General features: G+C 68.8%; 17 protein-coding genes. 11 read left to right on the top strand and 6 right to left on the bottom strand.

All coding sequences use genetic code 11. The annotated features are described in order from the left end of the window. Positions 1 to 38: 38 nt before the first annotated feature. The 3 genes from proC to ASF27_RS02825 all read right to left on the bottom strand — a co-directional run bounded on the left by proC (position 39) and on the right by ASF27_RS02825 (position 1,955). The gene (gene proC / locus ASF27_RS02835; protein ID WP_056263268.1) at positions 39 to 851 is read right to left on the bottom strand and encodes a pyrroline-5-carboxylate reductase; all 813 of its coding nucleotides are present in this window, start codon (positions 849 to 851) and stop codon (positions 39 to 41) included. After that, positions 848 to 1,351, bottom strand: coding sequence for a YbjN domain-containing protein (locus ASF27_RS02830; RefSeq protein ID WP_056088634.1), 504 nt, complete (start codon positions 1,349 to 1,351; stop codon positions 848 to 850). Before ASF27_RS02830 ends, proC begins: the two co-directional genes overlap by 4 nt. A gap of 310 nt (positions 1,352 to 1,661) precedes the next feature. Further along, positions 1,662 to 1,955 carry an accessory factor UbiK family protein gene (locus ASF27_RS02825; RefSeq protein ID WP_056166187.1) on the bottom strand — a complete coding sequence of 98 codons (294 nt, stop codon included), beginning with the start codon at positions 1,953 to 1,955 and terminating at the stop codon, positions 1,662 to 1,664. Between the two features lie 237 nt (positions 1,956 to 2,192). Here ASF27_RS02825 and ASF27_RS02820 point away from each other — a divergent pair, with 237 nt between their 5' ends. Next, entirely contained in the window at positions 2,193 to 2,915 is a 723-nt protein-coding gene (locus ASF27_RS02820; protein ID WP_056166190.1) for a response regulator, read from the top strand. After that, positions 2,912 to 4,300: an ATP-binding protein gene (locus ASF27_RS02815; RefSeq protein ID WP_056166193.1), complete on the top strand. Its 1,389-nt coding sequence runs from the start codon at positions 2,912 to 2,914 to the stop codon at positions 4,298 to 4,300. The genes ASF27_RS02820 and ASF27_RS02815 overlap by 4 nt, the downstream gene beginning before the upstream one ends. Positions 4,301 to 4,744: 444 nt before the next feature. On the opposite strand, the gene ASF27_RS02810 is transcribed toward ASF27_RS02815, so the two are convergent. Continuing rightward, entirely contained in the window at positions 4,745 to 5,029 is a 285-nt protein-coding gene (locus tag ASF27_RS02810; protein ID WP_056357527.1) for a GntR family transcriptional regulator, read from the bottom strand. Between the two features lie 6 nt (positions 5,030 to 5,035). Between ASF27_RS02810 and ASF27_RS02805 the strand changes: the two genes are divergently transcribed. Together ASF27_RS02805 and ASF27_RS02800 are read left to right on the top strand one after the other, a co-directional pair. After that, positions 5,036 to 6,142, top strand: coding sequence for a flagellin (locus ASF27_RS02805; protein WP_056357524.1), 1,107 nt, complete (start codon positions 5,036 to 5,038; stop codon positions 6,140 to 6,142). A 299-nt stretch (positions 6,143 to 6,441) separates the two neighbouring features. Continuing rightward, on the top strand, positions 6,442 to 7,440 hold the full coding sequence (locus ASF27_RS02800; RefSeq protein WP_056263274.1) for a GNAT family N-acetyltransferase: 999 nt from the start codon (positions 6,442 to 6,444) through the stop codon (positions 7,438 to 7,440). A gap of 94 nt (positions 7,441 to 7,534) precedes the next feature. Here the strand turns inward: ASF27_RS02800 and ASF27_RS02795 are convergent, their stop codons facing one another. Then, positions 7,535 to 8,518: a helix-turn-helix domain-containing protein gene (locus tag ASF27_RS02795; protein ID WP_082478756.1), complete on the bottom strand. Its 984-nt coding sequence runs from the start codon at positions 8,516 to 8,518 to the stop codon at positions 7,535 to 7,537. Between the two features lie 415 nt (positions 8,519 to 8,933). Between ASF27_RS02795 and ASF27_RS02790 the strand changes: the two genes are divergently transcribed. The 3 genes from ASF27_RS02790 to ASF27_RS02780 all read left to right on the top strand — a co-directional run bounded on the left by ASF27_RS02790 (position 8,934) and on the right by ASF27_RS02780 (position 11,716). Then, positions 8,934 to 9,386 (top strand): BLUF domain-containing protein, encoded by a 453-nt coding sequence (locus tag ASF27_RS02790; protein ID WP_056166206.1) that lies wholly within the window; start codon positions 8,934 to 8,936, stop codon positions 9,384 to 9,386. A gap of 410 nt (positions 9,387 to 9,796) precedes the next feature. Next, positions 9,797 to 10,090 (top strand): hypothetical protein, encoded by a 294-nt coding sequence (locus tag ASF27_RS02785; RefSeq protein ID WP_056357521.1) that lies wholly within the window; start codon positions 9,797 to 9,799, stop codon positions 10,088 to 10,090. Continuing rightward, the gene (locus ASF27_RS02780; protein ID WP_056357519.1) at positions 10,091 to 11,716 is read left to right on the top strand and encodes a methyl-accepting chemotaxis protein; all 1,626 of its coding nucleotides are present in this window, start codon (positions 10,091 to 10,093) and stop codon (positions 11,714 to 11,716) included. Between the two features lie 107 nt (positions 11,717 to 11,823). On the opposite strand, the gene ASF27_RS02775 is transcribed toward ASF27_RS02780, so the two are convergent. Continuing rightward, complete coding sequence (locus tag ASF27_RS02775; RefSeq protein WP_056357516.1) at positions 11,824 to 12,573, bottom strand: AraC family transcriptional regulator; 750 nt, start codon at positions 12,571 to 12,573, stop codon at positions 11,824 to 11,826. Positions 12,574 to 13,076: 503 nt separating this feature from the next. Between ASF27_RS02775 and ASF27_RS02770 the strand changes: the two genes are divergently transcribed. The 4 genes from ASF27_RS02770 to ASF27_RS02755 all read left to right on the top strand — a co-directional run bounded on the left by ASF27_RS02770 (position 13,077) and on the right by ASF27_RS02755 (position 17,191). Then, positions 13,077 to 13,430, top strand: a complete 354-nt coding sequence (locus tag ASF27_RS02770) for a hypothetical protein (RefSeq protein WP_056166217.1) — start codon at positions 13,077 to 13,079, stop codon at positions 13,428 to 13,430. A 15-nt stretch (positions 13,431 to 13,445) separates the two neighbouring features. Next, the gene (locus tag ASF27_RS02765; RefSeq protein WP_056357512.1) at positions 13,446 to 14,282 is read left to right on the top strand and encodes an alpha/beta hydrolase; all 837 of its coding nucleotides are present in this window, start codon (positions 13,446 to 13,448) and stop codon (positions 14,280 to 14,282) included. 134 nt (positions 14,283 to 14,416) lie between these two features. Beyond that, a complete protein-coding gene (locus ASF27_RS02760; protein WP_056166222.1) occupies positions 14,417 to 15,355 on the top strand; it encodes a pirin family protein in 939 nt (312 codons plus the stop codon). 60 nt (positions 15,356 to 15,415) lie between these two features. After that, positions 15,416 to 17,191 carry a monovalent cation:proton antiporter-2 (CPA2) family protein gene (locus ASF27_RS02755; protein ID WP_056357509.1) on the top strand — a complete coding sequence of 592 codons (1,776 nt, stop codon included), beginning with the start codon at positions 15,416 to 15,418 and terminating at the stop codon, positions 17,189 to 17,191.

Genomic DNA, 17,191 nt, shown 5'->3' with positions numbered 1-17,191 from the left:
TGTAGGGTGACGGCAGCGGCCTCGTTAGGGCAAAGAACCTACCCGGACAATTCGCCCGCGCGGTGCCGCCCCGCCGCCACCGCCTCGCGCAGGAGGTCGGACACGCCGCCGTCCCGCATGAGCACCGCCAGGGCGGCGGCCGTGGTGCCGCCCGGCGAGGTCACGTCCTGGCGCAGGAGCCCGGCGTCGCGGTCCGTGGCGTCGAGCAGCGCGCCGGCCCCCGCGACCGTGGCGCGGGCAAGGCGCGCCGCCATGTCGGCTGGCAAACCGGCGGCGACGCCCGCCTGCGCCATCGCCTCGGCCAGCAGGAACACGTAGGCCGGGCCCGAGCCCGAAACGGCGGTGAGCGCGTCGAGGAGGCCCTCGTCGTCGAGCCATTCCACCGAACCGACGCTGGCCAGCAGGGCCTCGGCCTCGACGCGCCGGGACGGCTCCGTGCCGGCACTCGCCACGGCGCCGGTGGCCCCCCGGCCGATGCTGGCCGGCAGGTTCGGCATGGCCCGCACGATGGCCCGCACCCGCGGCAAGCGTGCCTGCAGGTCGGCGATGGTCTTGCCCGCGAGGATCGAGACCACGAGGGTGCGCGCATCGGCGAGCCCCGCCAGCATCGGTGCGGCGGTGTCCAGGCCCTGCGGTTTCATCGCCAGTACCAGGGCGTCCGAGGCCGGCACGGTGGCGGGGTTGAGGGCGAGCCCCCGCGTCGCGCACAGGGCCTCGACCTCGGGGGAGGGATGGGGATCGAGAACCGTGGTGCGCGCTGCATCGAGTCCGCCGGCGAGCCAGCCGGCGAGCATCGCGCCACCCATCTTGCCGGCGCCGACCAGGGTGAGGGAGGCGGGAAGCCGGTTCACGCCTCGCCTTCGGTCTCGAACAGCACGGCGTCGAGGGATTCCCGCGCGGACTTGCCGGCCCAGATCACGAACTGGAACGCCTGATAATAGCGCTCGCACGCATCCACGGCCGATTTCAGCATCATGGTGCATTGGTTCTGGGTCGGGGTGGAGCCGCCGGTGAGCAGGAGCGAGTGGCGGAACATCACCACGCTGTCCGTGGACCACAGGTCGAAATGCCCGACCCAGAGCTGCTCGTTGATGAGCGACACCAGCCGGAGCACCTCCGTGCGGCGGCGCTCGGGCACCTTGAGGTCGAAGGCGCAGGCCACGTGCAGGGCCTCCACGTCCTCGATCCAGGTGAAGGCGACGTGATAGTCGGCCCAGCGCCCGGCGACCGACACCGACATCTCGTCGGTCTCGGCCCGGTCGAAGATCCAGTCGCGCAGCGACGCGAGGCGCTCGACGATGTCGAGGGGGTGCTCGTGCCGGTCGTGATCTTCGATGTGGAGTTGGGTCATGGCGGTCCAGTTTGGCGATCCGGCACGGATCGTCGGCGTGTTGTGAAGCGGTCTGACGCCCCCGCATCGCCGTCTTCCGCGATCGGCCAAGCTCATCCCGCGGCGGATGCGTTCGGCGTCAGTCGAGAACGGAACAGGGTGGTTCGAAGCAGGGGCGAATCAGGTCATAGGTCACTATAGACCGTGCCGGACTCGGCTTTCAAAGCGCGCCCGGAAGCCGGTGAACAGGAAAGCGACTGTCCACCGTTCCTTCCTGTGCACAAGCGCCGCGCCCTCCGCAGGAGGGGACGCCGGGTTTTCCGGGTCGACCTCAGAGGATCTCAGTCGCGCCCGCCGCCGGCTCGGAGCCGCGTTCGGCTTCCAGGGCGGCGACGCGATGGGCGAGGGCATCGTTCTGGCTGCGCAGGGCGGCGACCATGTCGCGCAGGACGTCGAGTTCCTCCCGGGAGGCGATGTCCATGTCGCGGATCAGGCGTTCGAACTGCGCCTTGACCACCGTCTCGGCTTCGCGGCGCACCCCTTGGGCGGCACCGGCGGCGTCGGTCATCAGGCGGGCGAAATCGTCGAACAGGCGGTTGGTGCCGGGCCGGTCGGAGCTTTGCATCGGTCGTCTCCCAAAGGGGGCCGCGCTCCGCATCCACGAGCGTCACGAAACCGGCGTCCTATCGCAACGACATAAGAATCGGCACGGTGTCCGGCAATCCGTCGCCGGCAATCCGTCACCGCGATGCGCTGGCCGCGAAACAGCCGGTTACAAATCCGTGGGCGCCCGGCCCTTCGCCATGCGGGTGCGAGCCGCCATAATCGATGCAGTACACTCCGAGGCTCAACGACCCGCGTCATGACCCAGCCGGCGACCCCTCACATCCTCGTGGTCGAGGACGACCGCGAGATCAGCGCCCTGGTGGCACGCTATCTCCGGGCCAACGCGTGCCGTGTCACGATCGCGGGAGACGGTCCCGCCATGGACCGGGCGCTGGCGGAGGCCCGCGTCGATCTCGTGGTCCTCGACCTGATGCTGCCCGGCGAGGACGGTCTGAGCCTGTGCCGCCGCCTGCGCACCACCTCGAACGTCCCGATCCTGATGCTCACCGCCAAGGCCGAGGAGATCGACAGGATCGTCGGCCTCGAGATCGGTGCCGACGACTACCTTGGCAAGCCGTTCAACCCCCGCGAACTCCTGGCCCGCATCCGTGCCATCCTGCGGCGGGGCTCGGCGGGGGAGGGCGAGGACGAGGGCGGTGTGCGCCGCCTGCACTTTCTCGACTGGACCCTCGACGTGTCGTTGCGCCAGTTGCACAGTCCCGAGGGCGCCCGCATCGCCGTCACGGGCGCGGAATTCGATCTTCTCCACGCCCTGTGCCTGCGGCCGGGCCGCGTGCTCTCGCGCGACCAGCTCCTCGACCTGACGCAGGGACGCGCCGCCGGCCCGTTCGAACGCAGCATCGACGTCCTCATCAGCCGCATCCGCCAGAAGATCGAGCGCGATCCGCGCAGCCCCGAGATCATCCGCACCATCCGCTCGGGGGGCTACCTGTTCACGCCGGAGGTCACGCGCACATGAGGGCTTTCGCCAGACGCCACCTCGCCGCCCTGTGGCCCGGCAGCGTCGCCGGTCAGATCGCGCTCCTCATCGTCGCCGCCATGGTGGTGACCCACGCGGTGGCGACCCTCGCGTTCTTCACCCTGCGCGAGCCGTGGCGGCCCGACGATCACCCCGGCGTCGCCGCCACCCGGATCGCGACCCTGGCGCGCCTCCTCGACGCCACGGCGCCGAACGCGCGCGACGCCCTCCTGCGCGGTGCCGCCAGGACCCTGCCGACCCTGCGCATCGCCCCGTGGCCGGCTTCGGCGCCCGAGGGGACGGCGAGCGAGGCCCTGGCGTCGCACACGGTGGTGCAGCGGGTGCGCGACGGGTTCGGACGGCCGCTGGCCATCGCCGATCTCGACGCCGCCGACACCCCGCCCGGCATCCGGGTCGGGATCACGACGCCGGAGGGGGCGCGCTTCTCTGCCCTCGTGCCCGACGACGACCGGCCGCCGATCCGGCAGGGGGCCATCGTGGTCACTTTCCTGTTCCTCGCCGTGGTGCTGTCGCTGATCACCATATGGGCGGCGCGCGCGCTGACCCGGCCGCTCGCCCGCCTCGCCCAGGCCGCGGAGGCGTTCGGCACGCGCATGAACGTGGTGGCCTTGCCGGAGAACGGCCCCCAGGAGGTCATCGCCGTCGCCCAGGCCCTCGACCGTATGCGCGCCCGGGTGCGCCGCCTCGTCGACGACCGCACCCAGATGCTGGCGGCCATCAGCCACGACCTGCGCACGCCGATCACGCGCCTGCGCCTGCGCGCCGAATTCATCGAGGACGACCACGCCCGGACCATGACCCTGCGCGACCTCGACCAGATGAACGGCCTGGTCGAGGCGGCCTTGTCCTTCGTGCGTGACGGCCAGACCGGCGAGGGGCGCGCCGTGACGCTCATCGACGTCGCCTCCCTGGTCCAGACCGTCAGCGACGCATTCGCCGATATCGGCGCCGATGTCCGCGTCGCGGCCAGCCGCCACGTTCTCGTGCGGGGCCGGCCGGAGGAACTGCAGCGCGCGGTGACGAACCTCGTCGACAACGCGGTGAAGTACGGCGGCGGCGCGCGTCTGGGCATCGTCCAGACCGAGCATCGGGTGCGGGTGGACGTCAGCGACGACGGTCCCGGCATCCCCGACGCCGAGCGCGAGGCGATGCTGCAGCCCTTCGTGCGCGGGGACCGGGCACGCAACCTCGACACGGCGAGCGGGTTCGGCCTCGGCCTGTCCATCGTGGTCGCCATCGCGGAGGCCCATGACGGGCGCCTGACCCTGATCAACCGCAGCCCGCGCGGTCTCACCGCCCGCCTCGAACTGCCCCTCGCAGCCGGGGCGGTCCGGCCCGGCTCCGACCGGATCGCGGCAGAATAGGCAGCAACAAAATGGCGGTGCGGCCCGGGAACAGTGGCAGCCTTAAAGATTCTAGGTGTTCAGTCCCGCGGTGCGACGGCCCCAGTTTAGCTGATCTGGCTGCATACGGGGAGGCGTCAGGGGACGGGTTCTTCACGGCTGCGCCACGACCACGCACGCGGTCAGAACAGCGCTACGGCGATCGAAAGCTTCGCTTGAAGATCCTGCCGCACAGCGTGGACTGAACTCCAAGTCGGTCGCGAAGTGGCGCAAACGTACCTTCGTGCATGACGCTGCGATGGGACCGAAGACGCCGCGCTCGACCGTGCTCACGACCGGAGAGGAGGCGATCACCTTTGCCTTCCGCCGGTACACCATCCTGGCCGACAACCTGCCGAGCCTGGGCAGACGATCCAAGCCGCATCGTTCAGGGCCCGTGCGATCACCCGGCGCCGCGGGACGGTCCTATCCCGATCCTGGAACGCCCGCGTCGGCCGCCATGGAACAGGAGAGATCGCTCGACGAGAGGGCCTCGGCCACGAACCGGTCGAACGAGGCCACGCAGCGCGGCGTCAGGTGATGGCACACGCCGGCTGTCCCCGAGCGCTCCACCAGGCCCGCGCCCTCGGCATCGCGCAGGACGTTGCGGATATGGGAACGGGACATGCCGAACCGCGCCCCGAGGTCGGAGAACGAGAGTTCGCGCACCGGCCTGTCCGGCCCCGTGGCGCTGAGCTCGACGAACTTCATCAGGATGTGGATCGCGCATTCGACAACACCGGCGCCCTCAAGGCGTCGTCGAACGCCATCGGCGGCAGCGCGACGGTCAGCCTGACGGGCGTGAACAACACGGCCAAGCTCGGCCTCGGCAGTACCACGCCGGCGAACGGCACCTTCACGGCCGGCCTCGGCGCGCCGGCCGATGCGGTGGTCTCGTCCGGTACGGATGCCACGGACGGTTCGTCGGTGGCCTCGGTCAAGGCCAACACCGCCGTCTCGTCGGGTGTCGCCCTCGCCGCCAACGCCAACGCCTCCTTCGAGCTCACCCTCGGCAGCGGCAGCACCACGACGATCAACCTCATCGGCAGCGCCAAGACGGCCACCGCCGCCGGCCTCGTCGGCGAGATCCAGAAGGCCATCGACAACGACACCGGCCTCAACGGAAAGGTGAAGGTCAGCCTGGGGAGCGACAACAAGCTCGCCTTCTCGACGGTGGCCTCCGGTGCGGACCAGAAGCTGACGATCAAGGCCGCCGGGACCGCCGATATCGGCCTGGGGCTCAACACGGCCGGCGCCCTCAAGGGCAGCGGCACCGACAAGGGCGGAAGCCTGGGCGCCAGCTCGCTGCGCTCGACCCTTGCGACGCAGTTCAACAACCTGCTGACCCAAATCACCCAGCAGGCCAAGGATTCGAGCTACCACGGCGTCAACCTGCTGTTCCGCAACGGTAGCAACGCCTCCGAGAATACCCTTCACGTCAGCTTCAACGAGAAGAACACCTCGGCCCTCGACATCCAGGGCGTGAAGTTCGACGCGGAGGGCCTCGGCCTCACGGCGACGACGGGCAACTTCCAGACGGACGAGGAGATCAACGCCGTCATCGAAAAGCTCACGAGCGCCACCACCACCCTGCGGACCCGGTCCTCCACGTTCGGCGCCAACCTCTCGGTGGTGCAGAACCGGCAGGACTTCACCAAGAACCTGACCAACATCCTCGACACGGGGGCGGCCAACCTCACCAACGCCGATCTCGACGAGGAGGCGGCCAACTCGCAGGCGCTCTCGACCCGCAACTCCCTGGCGGTCTCGGCCCTGTCGCTCGCCAATCAGGCGCAGCAGGGCATCCTTCAGCTCCTGCGGTAAGCCACGGCGATCCCGAAAGCGAGGAACCGCCCGTCTCCCGGAGAGGCGGGCGGAAGGCGGTCGAGGCCGGCGCGGCGAGGGGCTGGATGCCGCGGGTCCTCGAACCCGACCGGCTCCAGCGACGACAGACCCCAGGGCAGCTGCAACCCCCGGGAGGGACGTCGGGACCGGGCCGGTCCCGACGTACGACTGCACACACGTGGCGGCGGGCGCCGCGTTACGAATCCTTCAGTCATGCACGGCTTATGGAGAGGGGCGAGCGCGCCGACGCGCCGTGCTCGGCTCAGACGAGGAACGACATGGCGGCCGAACTCGCGATCGCGGAGATTGCGGACGATGCGGATTGGGATCGGCGGGTCTGGGCTCGGCCGAGGGCAAACATCTACTGCGCCACACCTTGGGGATCCTACAAGGCGCGGCGCGGCCTGACGGTCCGGCGCGCGGTCGTGACCGCCGATGGCGAGGAACTCGCGTTCGTGCAATGGCAGGAGCGTCGCAAGGGACCGGTCCGTTTCGTCCATGTCCAGGGTGGACCGTTGCTGACCGGTGCGGGCGAACGCCGTGCGGAAGCGGTGTTTCGGAGCTTCGTCGCGCATCTCGATCTCGGGCGGCTCGATCTCCTCGCCATCGACTACGAGGGGTTCGAGAGCCAGGATGCGACGCTCGCGCTCCTGATGCTCGGTTTCGCCCCCGTCGTCCAAGCGCGCGACCACACGTTCGAACTCGACTTGGACCAGGACCTCGAAACGATCCGGGCGGCGATGGACCCGCGCTGGCGGGGGCATCTGCGCAAGGCCGAGCGGAACGCCGACCTGACGACGCACTTCCTCGAGGAGCGCACGGAACGGCTGGCGGCGTTCGACGACTTCACGGCGATGTACGCGCGCCTGCGGCAGCGCAAGGGGTTCGCGACCACCCTCCAGCCCGACGCCTATCGCGAAGTCGCAGCCAGCGACCCGCGCGTCCTCATTCTCGATGTGCGTGAGAAGGGGGAGCGCGTCCTCGTACGGATCGCCCACCTCTCGGCCGAGCGCTGCACCGACTTCTACGCGGCCTCGAACGATCGTGCCCGCGCCACGAGCGCTGCCAGTCTCGCGGTCTGGCGCCTCGTCGAGCGGGCCAAGGCGGAGACGTGCCACGTGTTCGATTTCGGCGGGATCGATCCGGCTTCGAACCGGGCCGTCTTCGACTTCAAGCGCGGTCTCGGGGCGACGGTCGTGCAGCACGATCCGCTCTGGATCCACGCGAAATCGCCGGCGGTCCAGAAGGCGGCCGGCCTCCTGCTGTCGCTGCGCTGAACGCCGCGTGCCGCATGGCCGTCGGGGGCGCGGCCGCATGGTCCTCGGAGCCGCACCTTCGCCGAATGCCCGGAACGACGCATCTTACCGCGGTTCAGGACATCCGGGCGGCGGTTTGGCTCAGCGCGGAGTGGCGATAGTCGCGCGGGCTCAAACCGTATCGATCGCGAAAGCGGCGCGAGAAATGGGCTTGGCTCGCGAAGCCGCATCCATGGGCCAACTCGCCCAGTTGCACGTGAAGGCAGGCCGGATCGGACAGGCGCTGCGCCGCCCGCTCCAGCCGCTGGTGCCAGATCCAGGCCGTGACGTTGTGCCCGTGCTCGCGGAACAGCGCCTGGAGTTGACGCAACGAAATACCCACCGCCAAGGCGACCTGCGACACGTCGAGGCCCGGGTCGCCGAGATGGGTCGCCACATAGGCCTTGGCCCGTTGGACCGTCAGCGTCCCGTGCAGGGCCTTGGGCGTCTCCAGCGCCATGCGCTCGGCGAGGCTCGCGGCCACGAGGTCGATGCCGATGGACGTCATGCGTTCGGCCGCATGCGGCGTCAGCCGATGCCCCACGCTCATGAGATTGCGAAAGTAGGACCGGGCGAGAATCGTGACCGGCCGGCTGCCATCCATCGTCAGACCCGCGAAATGGCGCGCCGCGCCCAGCTGGTTCTCCAGGCGGTCCCGGGGGATCTCGATGGCCAGCACGTCCGAACGATTTCCGTGCTCGATCCTCCAGGGCGAGTTCGTGTCGCGTATGGAGAGATCGCCGGGTCTGTCGGTCGTGGAATGCCCATTCTGTTCCGAACTGACGGTGCCGGACAGCACCAGGCTCAGGAATAGCTTGTCGGTCCTGTTGTTCTGGTGCCGGATCGTTCGTGAGTTCGTCGCGCACTTGAGGTTGCTCAAGCCGAACTGCGTGAAGGACATTCCGCCGACGCTGGTGCCTTCGATCACCGCATCGAACGCCTGGTCGTTCAGACGACTCTGGTCCATGGGAACGAGACGATCTTCGCAGATCTCCCGCCAGAGGCCGAAGCGGTCCTGAGACTTCACGTCGTTTGTCGAGAATATCCTCTCCAAATTCATGATCCTGCTGCACGCGTGCGGGGAACCCGCCGAGGACTGTCATGCCCTCCCCGATCGGAATGGCGCTTCGCCCCCGGGACGGCACACCCGATCGTGTGTTCGCATCGGCGACTGCGGGCAATGCGAACCCGTCCGGTGGCAACAATCTTAACATGGATCAGCATCGAACGGGAAGGCGAGCCCCTCGGCTGCGTTCGCCGGGATCCTCGCGACCCGGTCCGCGGGATCGCGGCGATCGATGGGTTTCGGACCAGGTGCGAGACTTCGGACCGGGACGCCGAACGCGGGATTCGGTTAACCCCGCGGCCAAGCTGTCGGGTTTCGATTCAAACGAACGGTTCTTCGCGGCGTTGTTCGTCTGCGCTGTCCCGAAATCGATGCCGGTTGCGCAGCGGCTCATGAGTGAAATTCCGCGATGATCCATCAGCTTGTCTATTACAGCCGTAACGCCGTTCTTGGTAACGATCGTGCCATGCTGACGAACCTGCGAGAGATCGTGTCGGCCTCCCAGCGAAACAACAGCCGCGATGGGATCACCGGATTCCTGATTTTCGACAAGACATGGTTCATCCAGGTCCTCGAAGGGGAACAGGCGCAGGTGAGTGCGACCTACACCCGCATTGCCCGCGACCCGCGGCATATGACGGCCACGATCATGGATGCCCGCAATGTTCAGGGCCGGTCCTTCCCGAACTGGACCATGGGCGGCGCCATGCGGACGCCCGAAGTGGAAGAAGTCTATCTCGGGCACGGCATCGGCAGTGCCATTGATCCGACCCGCCTGAAGAGTGCGACGATCATCGGGCTGGCCCTCGATCTCCAGGCCTTCGACGCCGCGAAACGTCAGAACCAGCGCCTCGCGAGCTGACGATCCGCCTGCGAGCGGCCCGTGCCGTAATCGGGTGCCGCCTTTTCTCGGGTCATGTCGGTCGCGGCGTACAGTGCACCGATCGCTACCACCGACACAGAAATCTCCCCTCGTTTCAGGGCGAACCCCACCGCATGCGGCCGAGCCTGCGTCTGGGTGGGGTGCGCTCGGCGACGATCGCTCATCGTTCGGATGATGCATCGTACCGGCAATCGGTGGCACCGGATCCCGGGGGAGGGAAATATAGTAATAATAACATAAATTGGTGATTTGATGATCTTTCGAGTGGGAGGTTTATAGGTTGGATCTTGAGCGATAAGCGAAGGTCCGTGATTTTAAGGACGGCAATTCAAATGTAGCGCTCGAGTTTTTCAGGAATGCGTCTTGGCGTATCGGGACGCGCGACCGCTATGATCCTTGTGCTCGTCTTTGCCGGTTTCGCCGCCTGTTCCGCGTACATCTACCGCTCGCAATCCGCGGCTTTGCGCGCCGATGTGCAGACCAACATGTCCGCCTTGAGCACGACCGCTGCACGTGCTGTCGGCAACTGGCTTAGCGGCAAGCTCGACCTGACCCGGCTGATGGCCCAGCAGGTGACCATCGCGGGCACTGGTTCGAATACGGACGATATCCTGAATGCGCCGATCGCCCGCGAAGCTTTCGTGCTGAACTTCTTCGGGCGCGCCGACGGCTACTACACGTAGATGCCGAAGAGTGAGATCGCAGCCGGCTACGATCCCCGCCAGCGCCCCTGGTACAAGGGCGTGGTCGAGGCCAACGGTCCCGCGCTGACGGAGCCTTACGTCTCTTCGACCTCGAAGCAGCTCACGATCACGGCTTCGGCGCCGGCCGCCAGTGGAACGGGCGGCCTCATCGGCGTGGCCGGCAGCGATTTCGACCTCGGGGCCCTCTCCAAGATGATCAACGAGGTCGAGACCGACGGGCATGGCTACGCCTACCTCGTCTCCGGCGCCGGCAAGATCCTGATCCACCCGCGCGCCGAACTGATCGGCAAGCCGCTGTCCGAGCTGATCGGCGGTTCCCCGCCGAAGATCGGCGGGTCGCCCGTCGAGACGCGCGAGGGCGAGCGGGCGACGCTCACGGTGTTCGCGCGCGTGCCGAACCTGCCCGCCGCCCTCGATTGGTACGTGGCCCTGTCCGTGGACAGCGCCAAGGCCTTCGCGCCGGTGATGCACCTGTTCGAGATCATGGTCGTCGCGACCCTGGCCGTGCTGCTCGTCCTCGCCATCGTCGTCAGCCGGATGATGGCCGTCACCGTCGCACGTCCGCTGAAGCGCCTGGTGGCCGCCCTGGAGCAGATGGCCCAGGGAGCCGTGGACGCCAAGATCGCCGAAGCCGGCCGGCATGACGAGATCGGTGCCGTCGGGCGCGCGGTCGAGGGGATCCGCGGGATGGTGGCGCGCAAGGCACTCGAAGAGGCCGAGCGGAAGCAGCTCACCGAGGAGGTCGCCGCGGCCGAGCGCAAGCGCACGATGATCGCCCTGGCGGATGGCTTCGAGGCGGCGGTCGGCGGGATCGTCGGTCTGGTGTCCTCCTCGGCCACCGAACTCCAGGCGACGGCACAGAGCATGACGGCGACGGCGTCGGAGACGGCCGTGAGATCGACGGGCGTCGCGGCCGCCGCCGAGGAGACCGCCACCAACGTCAACACGGTCGCGGTTGCGGCCGAGGAGCTCGGCGCATCGGTGCAGGAGATCGCGCGGCAGGTGGCGGGTTCGGCGAATCTCGCCCAGACGGCGGTTCTCGAAGCCGAACAGAGCGCGCATCTGGTCCAGGAACTGCACGAGGCGGTGTCGCAGATCGATGCCGTGGTCGGGTTGATCTCGACGATCGCAGGCCAGACCAACCTTCTCGCCCTCAACGCCACCATCGAAGCGGCGCGGGCCGGCGCCGCGGGCAAAGGATTCTCCGTGGTCGCCGCCGAGGTGAAGGCCCTGGCCGACCAGACCGCCCGGGCGACCGGGGAGATCACGGGCCACATTCGGCGTATCCAGAGCTCGACCGGTCAGGCCGCCTCGGCGATCGACGGCATCGGCACGCGCATCCGCGAGATCGACGGCCTGGCGACATCCATCGCGTCGGCGGTCGAGGAGCAGGAGGCGGCGACGCAGGAGATCGCCCACAACGTCGTGCAGGTCGCCAGGGGTACGAGCGAGGTGACGGACAACTTCGCCAGTGTGGCGCGCGCATCGGAGGATACCGGGGCCGCCGCGAGCCAGGTGCTCGCATCGGCGTCCGAGCTGTCGCGGCAGTCGGAACACCTGGCCGCGGAGGTCGGCCGGTTCGTCGCACGGGTGCGCGCCGCCTGAGATCGGGGCGAGGGACCCGGGGCCGCGAGCAGACCCCCGGACACGGGCGAGCGCCGGCGGGATCGGGGCTTTCCGCATCGGCCCTTCACCGTGATCCGCGCAGGCGCTCAGGGCTGCCGCTCGGTCGTTCGCCGCCAGCGGCCCGGGCTCATGGCCTCCTCACGGGCGAAGACCCGGGTGAAATGGCTCTGATCGGCAAAGCCGCAGGCGAGGGCGATCTCCGCCAGGGACCGGTCCTGCGCGCGCATCATCACCTTTGCGCGGGCGACGCGCTGGCGCACCAGCCATGCATGCGGAGATGTCCCTACGGACTGCCGGAAGGCGCGCGTGAAGTGACTCACCGACAGGCCGCACGCCGCCGCCACTGCTCGCAGGCACGGAGCAGCGCCGAGTTCGGCGCGAATGCGCTCCTGCGCGAGCCGAACCTGCCAGGGCGCCAGGCCGCCTCGGGTGCGTGTGGGGACGTGTCCGGCCTCCGCATGGACACCGAGCAGGTGAGCCGCCAGGGCGCGGGCGAGCTGGATGCGGAAGATGGCGGCGCCGCGGTCCGGGCGATCGAGGGTCGCCACGGCGCTCGCCGCGAGGTCGTGAATGGTGGGGTCCACCAGGGTCCGGCCATGTACCGGTTTCAGGGCCTCCATGGGGTCGAGATCGCGGAGGCCCATGCTGTCGGCCACGTCCGCCAGAACCCTGCTCGACAGCCAGACCTGGACGGTTCCGGCGCGATCCCGGCAGACGGACCGGGCGCGGATGTCGAGGAGGATCACGGCGCTCGGACAGATCCGCTCGGGTGCCCCTTGATCGCCGCCGCCCCCGTACGGGCTGCCCGGATGGTCCGCCAGCGGCACCTGGAGCACCAGCCCGTCGCGCGGTAGGGTTGGACGACGGTGCGCTCCCGTCGGCGCCTTCGTTCGCCAATCGACGAAGGCGATGCCGTCGGTCCCCCTGTCCGGCCGTCCGCCCTGCCGGATCCGGGACCGGTCCCCGCTCCGGGGCGGTGCGTCCAGGACAATCGGAGTGCCGCGCGAGCGTCGGCCGGGGGTTGGGTCCGTCGGGGCGATGGTCGCACTCCGCATGCTGCCGGAATCTCCTCACGAGCCTCTGGTCGAACTCGTTCTGCGTGGGGAAAGCGTACCTTGTCTCTCGGCATCCTGCTCGGCCATGTCCTCCGGGCCGGTTGCATCCGACAGCCGAGATGATGAGCCTGGCAGGGGCACGCGCGATGCCGCATTCCTTCAAGTCGCGCGCCGATTCGGCAAGCCGTTTCACCCCCGAGCCCCCATAGCTCCGGTCGGCGGTCGCGAGGGATCGCGTCGGTTTCGCCGTCGCCCGGCGGAGCCGAACGGAGGGACACCGAGCCATGCCGATCGGAGGCACACCCATCCCCGGAAAACGCCTCGCCGCCGCCCGGCTCCGGACCTTCAGGTCTATCGTCGCGCAGGTCCCCGCGAGCCTCGACCGGGTGTCGAGCCATGCCTTTGTCTGCAACGTCGTCGCGATGACGGCCGCGCTTCGGCACCCGCCCGCATTCCGGCTCGAACGGATGCACACCGGGACCCGCGTGACGACCATCGAGATCGCCGAGGATTACGGCGACGCGTCTAGCCTGGGAATCGATGACGCCGAAACGATGTTCGGGGCTTCCGAAGATCACCGAGATGGTCTCAACTGCATCACGCGTGCCCGTAACGGCCACGACGTTCGCTTCCTCTAGGACAGGACACTCTCCATGGCCTATGTCACCACTGCCGACGGTGTCGAGATCTTCTATAAGGATTGGGGCCCCAAGAGCGCCCAGCCGATCGTGTTCCACCACGGCTGGCCGCTCTCGTCGGACGACTGGGACACGCAGATGCTGTTCTTCCTCCAACGGGGCTACCGCGTCGTCGCCCATGACCGGCGCGGCCATGGCCGCTCGGCGCAGGTCGATGGCGGCCACGACATGGATCACTACGCCGCCGATGCCTTCGCGGTGGTCGAGGCACTGGATCTGCGAAACGCCGTGCATATCGGCCATTCCACCGGCGGCGGCGAGGTGGCCCGCTACGTGGCACGGCACGGAGAGCCCGCCGGCCGCGTCGCTAAGGCGGTGCTGGTCTCCGCCGTACCGCCGCTCATGCTGAAGACGGACGCCAACCCCGAAGGCCTGCCGATCTCGGTGTTCGACGGTTTTCGCGAGGCCACCGCCGCGAACCGCGCGCAGTTCTTCCTCGACGTTCCGACCGGACCTTTCTACGGCTTCAACCGCGCGGGCGCGACCGCACAGCCGGGCGTGATCCAGAATTGGTGGCGCCAGGGCATGATGGGCAGCGCCAAGGCCCATTACGAGGGCATCAAGGCGTTCTCCGAGACCGACCAGACCGCGGACCTTCAGGCGATCTCCGTCCCGACCCTGGTGCTGCACGGCGAGGACGATCAGATCGTCCCGATCGCCGACGCGGCGCTGAAGTCGATCGGGCTGCTGAAGCACGGCACCCTGAAGACCTACCCGGGGTTCTCGCACGGGATGCTCACGGTGAACCACGACGTCGTCAATCCCGATCTCCTGGCCTTCGTGAAGGGCTGAGCGCGATCGTCGCGGGGGTCGTCTCACGCGCCCCTGAACCGTCCTCGGCGCGGGCGCGCCGGTCCGCATCCTCGTCGGGACGCCGGAGCAAGCGAGCCGGTCTTGACCGAACATCACAGACAGGAGATCACCCCATGAGCTGGCACGGTGCCGACGATCCGATCCCGGGCGATCATTTCACCTGCGACGCGATCAAGACCCTGATCGTCCCGCGCTCACGCGACCTCGGTTCGTTCGCCGTGCGCAGGGCCCTGCCGTCCACCGAGTGTCGGATGGTCGGGCCGTTCATCTTCTTCGACCAGATGGGGCCGTCCGAGTTCCTGCTCGGCCAGGGCATGGACGTGCGGCCCCATCCCCATATCGGCCTGTCCACCGTGACCTACCTGTTCGAGGGCGAGATCATGCACCGGGACAGCCTCGGGACCGAACTGCCCATCCGCCCGGGCGAATTGAACTGGATGACGGCGGGCCGGGGCATCACCCATTCGGAGCGGACGGGACGTGACCTCCGGAAGACCGGTTCGACGCTGTTCGGGCTCCAGAGCTGGGTCGCCCTCAGCGGCCGGGACGAGGAGACCGCCCCCGCGTTCGAGCATTACGAGGCCGGGGCGCTGCCGGTCCTGACCGGAGAGGGCAAGACCGTCCGGCTCATCGCCGGCGAGGCCTTCGGTGCGAGATCCCCGGTACGGACCTCGAGCCCCATGGTCTACGCAGACGTGGCCCTGGAGGCCGGCGCGGTCCTGCCCCTCGACCCGACCTACGACGAGCGGGCGATCTACACGGTCTCGGGCGCCATCGAGATCGCCGGCGACGGCTTCGGGCCGGGCCAGCTTCTCGTCTTTCGACCCGGCGACCGCATCAGCGTGCGGGCGACCGAGGCCGCCCGTTTCATGGTGCTGGGCGGCGAACCCATGGATGGGCCGCGCCACCTCTGGTGGAACTTCGTCTCGTCGCGTCCCGAGCGAATCGAGCAGGCCAAGGAGGATTGGCGCCAGGCCCGCTTCGACACGGTTCCGGGTGAATCCGAGTTCATCCCCCTGCCTGAAACCCCCGCGCCCGTCCGCTACCCTTGAGCGTGCCTGCGCGGCCGGCCATGCCCGGTCCGAATCCCCCGTCACCGAGATCGAGACTTCATGGCTGCTGAAGCATCCGGCGCTGCCGGCGAACTCGTCCAGGTCGTCGCGCTCCTGGCGGCGGGCGTGATCGCCGTCCCGCTGTTCAAGCGCATCGGTCTCGGCTCCGTCCTCGGTTACCTCGTGGCGGGGTTGTGCATCGGCCCGTTCGGCCTCGGCCTGTTCACGGACGCGCACGCGATCCTGCACGTGGCCGAACTCGGCGTGGTGATGTTCCTGTTCCTCATCGGCCTGGAGATGGAGCCGTCGCGGCTCTGGGGCATGCGGCGCGAGATCTTCGGCCTCGGGCTGGCGCAGGTCGGAGCCTGCATCGCAGCCCTGACCCTGGTCGGCCTCGCCCTGGGCTTGTCCCCGGCCGTGGCGTTCGTGGCCGGGACCGGCTTCGTGCTGACCTCGACGGCCATCGTCATGCAACTCCTCGAAGAGCGCGGGTCCCTCTCGACCCCGAAGGGACAGCGCATCGTCGCGATCCTGCTGCTGGAGGATCTCGCCATCGTGCCCCTCCTCGCCATCGTCGCGTTCCTCGCGCCGGGCGGTGCAGCGGCGAGCACGGCCGATCGGGCCTACGCCATCGGCCTCGCGCTCCTGTCCGTGGCCGCCCTGGTCGCGGCGGGACGCTGGCTGCTCAATCCGATGTTCCGCCTGCTGGCGGCGTCGAAGGCGCGGGAGGTGATGACCGCGGCGGCGCTGCTCGTCGTGCTCGGCTCGGCGCTGGCCATGCAGTTCGGCGGACTGTCCATGGCCATGGGCGCGTTCCTGGCCGGGGTGCTGCTCTCGGAATCGAGTTTCCGGCATCAGCTGGAGGCCGATGTCGAGCCGTTCCGCGGCATCCTGCTCGGCCTGTTCTTCCTCGGCGTCGGCATGTCCCTCGATCTCACCGTGATCGGGGCGAACTGGGCGCTCATCCTGACGGGCGTCGCCGCCTACATGGTGGTGAAGAGCGTCGTCATCTACGGGATCGCGCGTCTCCTGCGGGCGTCCCACGCCGAGGGCGTCGAGCGGGCGGCCCTGATGGCGCAGGGCGGCGAGTTCGCCTTCGTGCTGTACGCCGCCGCCGCGGGCGTCGGGATCATCGACGGCACCACCAACGCGATCCTGACCGCGACCGTCATCCTCTCCATGGCGCTCACCCCCCTGATGGTGATCGCCTACGACCGCCTCGGACCGAAAGCGTCCGTATCGACGGACGGCGTCGAGGTTCCGGAGAACCTCGTCGGCAGCGCCCTGATCATCGGGTTCGGGCGCTTCGGGCAGGTCGTCAGCCAGCCGTTGATCTCGCGGGGGTGCTCCGTCTCCATCATCGACACCGATCCCGCGCAGATCCGCGTGGCCGAGGCGTTCGGGTTCAAGGTCTATTACGGCGATGGGACACGCCTCGACATCCTGCATGCGGCGGGCGCCGCGACCGCGCGGACGATCCTGATCTGCATCGACGACCGCGACGCCGCCAAGCGGATCGCCGCGATCGCGCGAGCCGAATTCCCCCTGGTTCCGGTCCTCGCCCGGGCCCGGGATCGCGAGCACGCCATCGCGCTCATCCAGGCGGGCGTCGCGTATCAGCTCCGGGAGACGTTCGAATCGGCCCTGGCTTTCGGCGAGCAGGCCCTGCTCACCATCGGCGACGATCCGGACGCCGCGCACGCGGTCATGGCCGAAGTCCGCCGCCGGGACGTGGAGCGCCTCGACCTGGAAACGGCGGGCGGCCTCTACGCCGGACGCGACCTGATCCAGGGGAACTCGCACCACGCGCCGACGGCCCCCGGCGATTCTCCGTAA

The sequence above is a fragment of the Methylobacterium sp. Leaf102 genome, from assembly GCF_001422425.1.
Taxonomy (GTDB): Bacteria; Pseudomonadota; Alphaproteobacteria; order Rhizobiales; family Beijerinckiaceae; genus Methylobacterium.
Note: the sequence above shows the minus strand (reverse complement) of the source record. Positions and strands in the feature narration are given on the sequence as shown.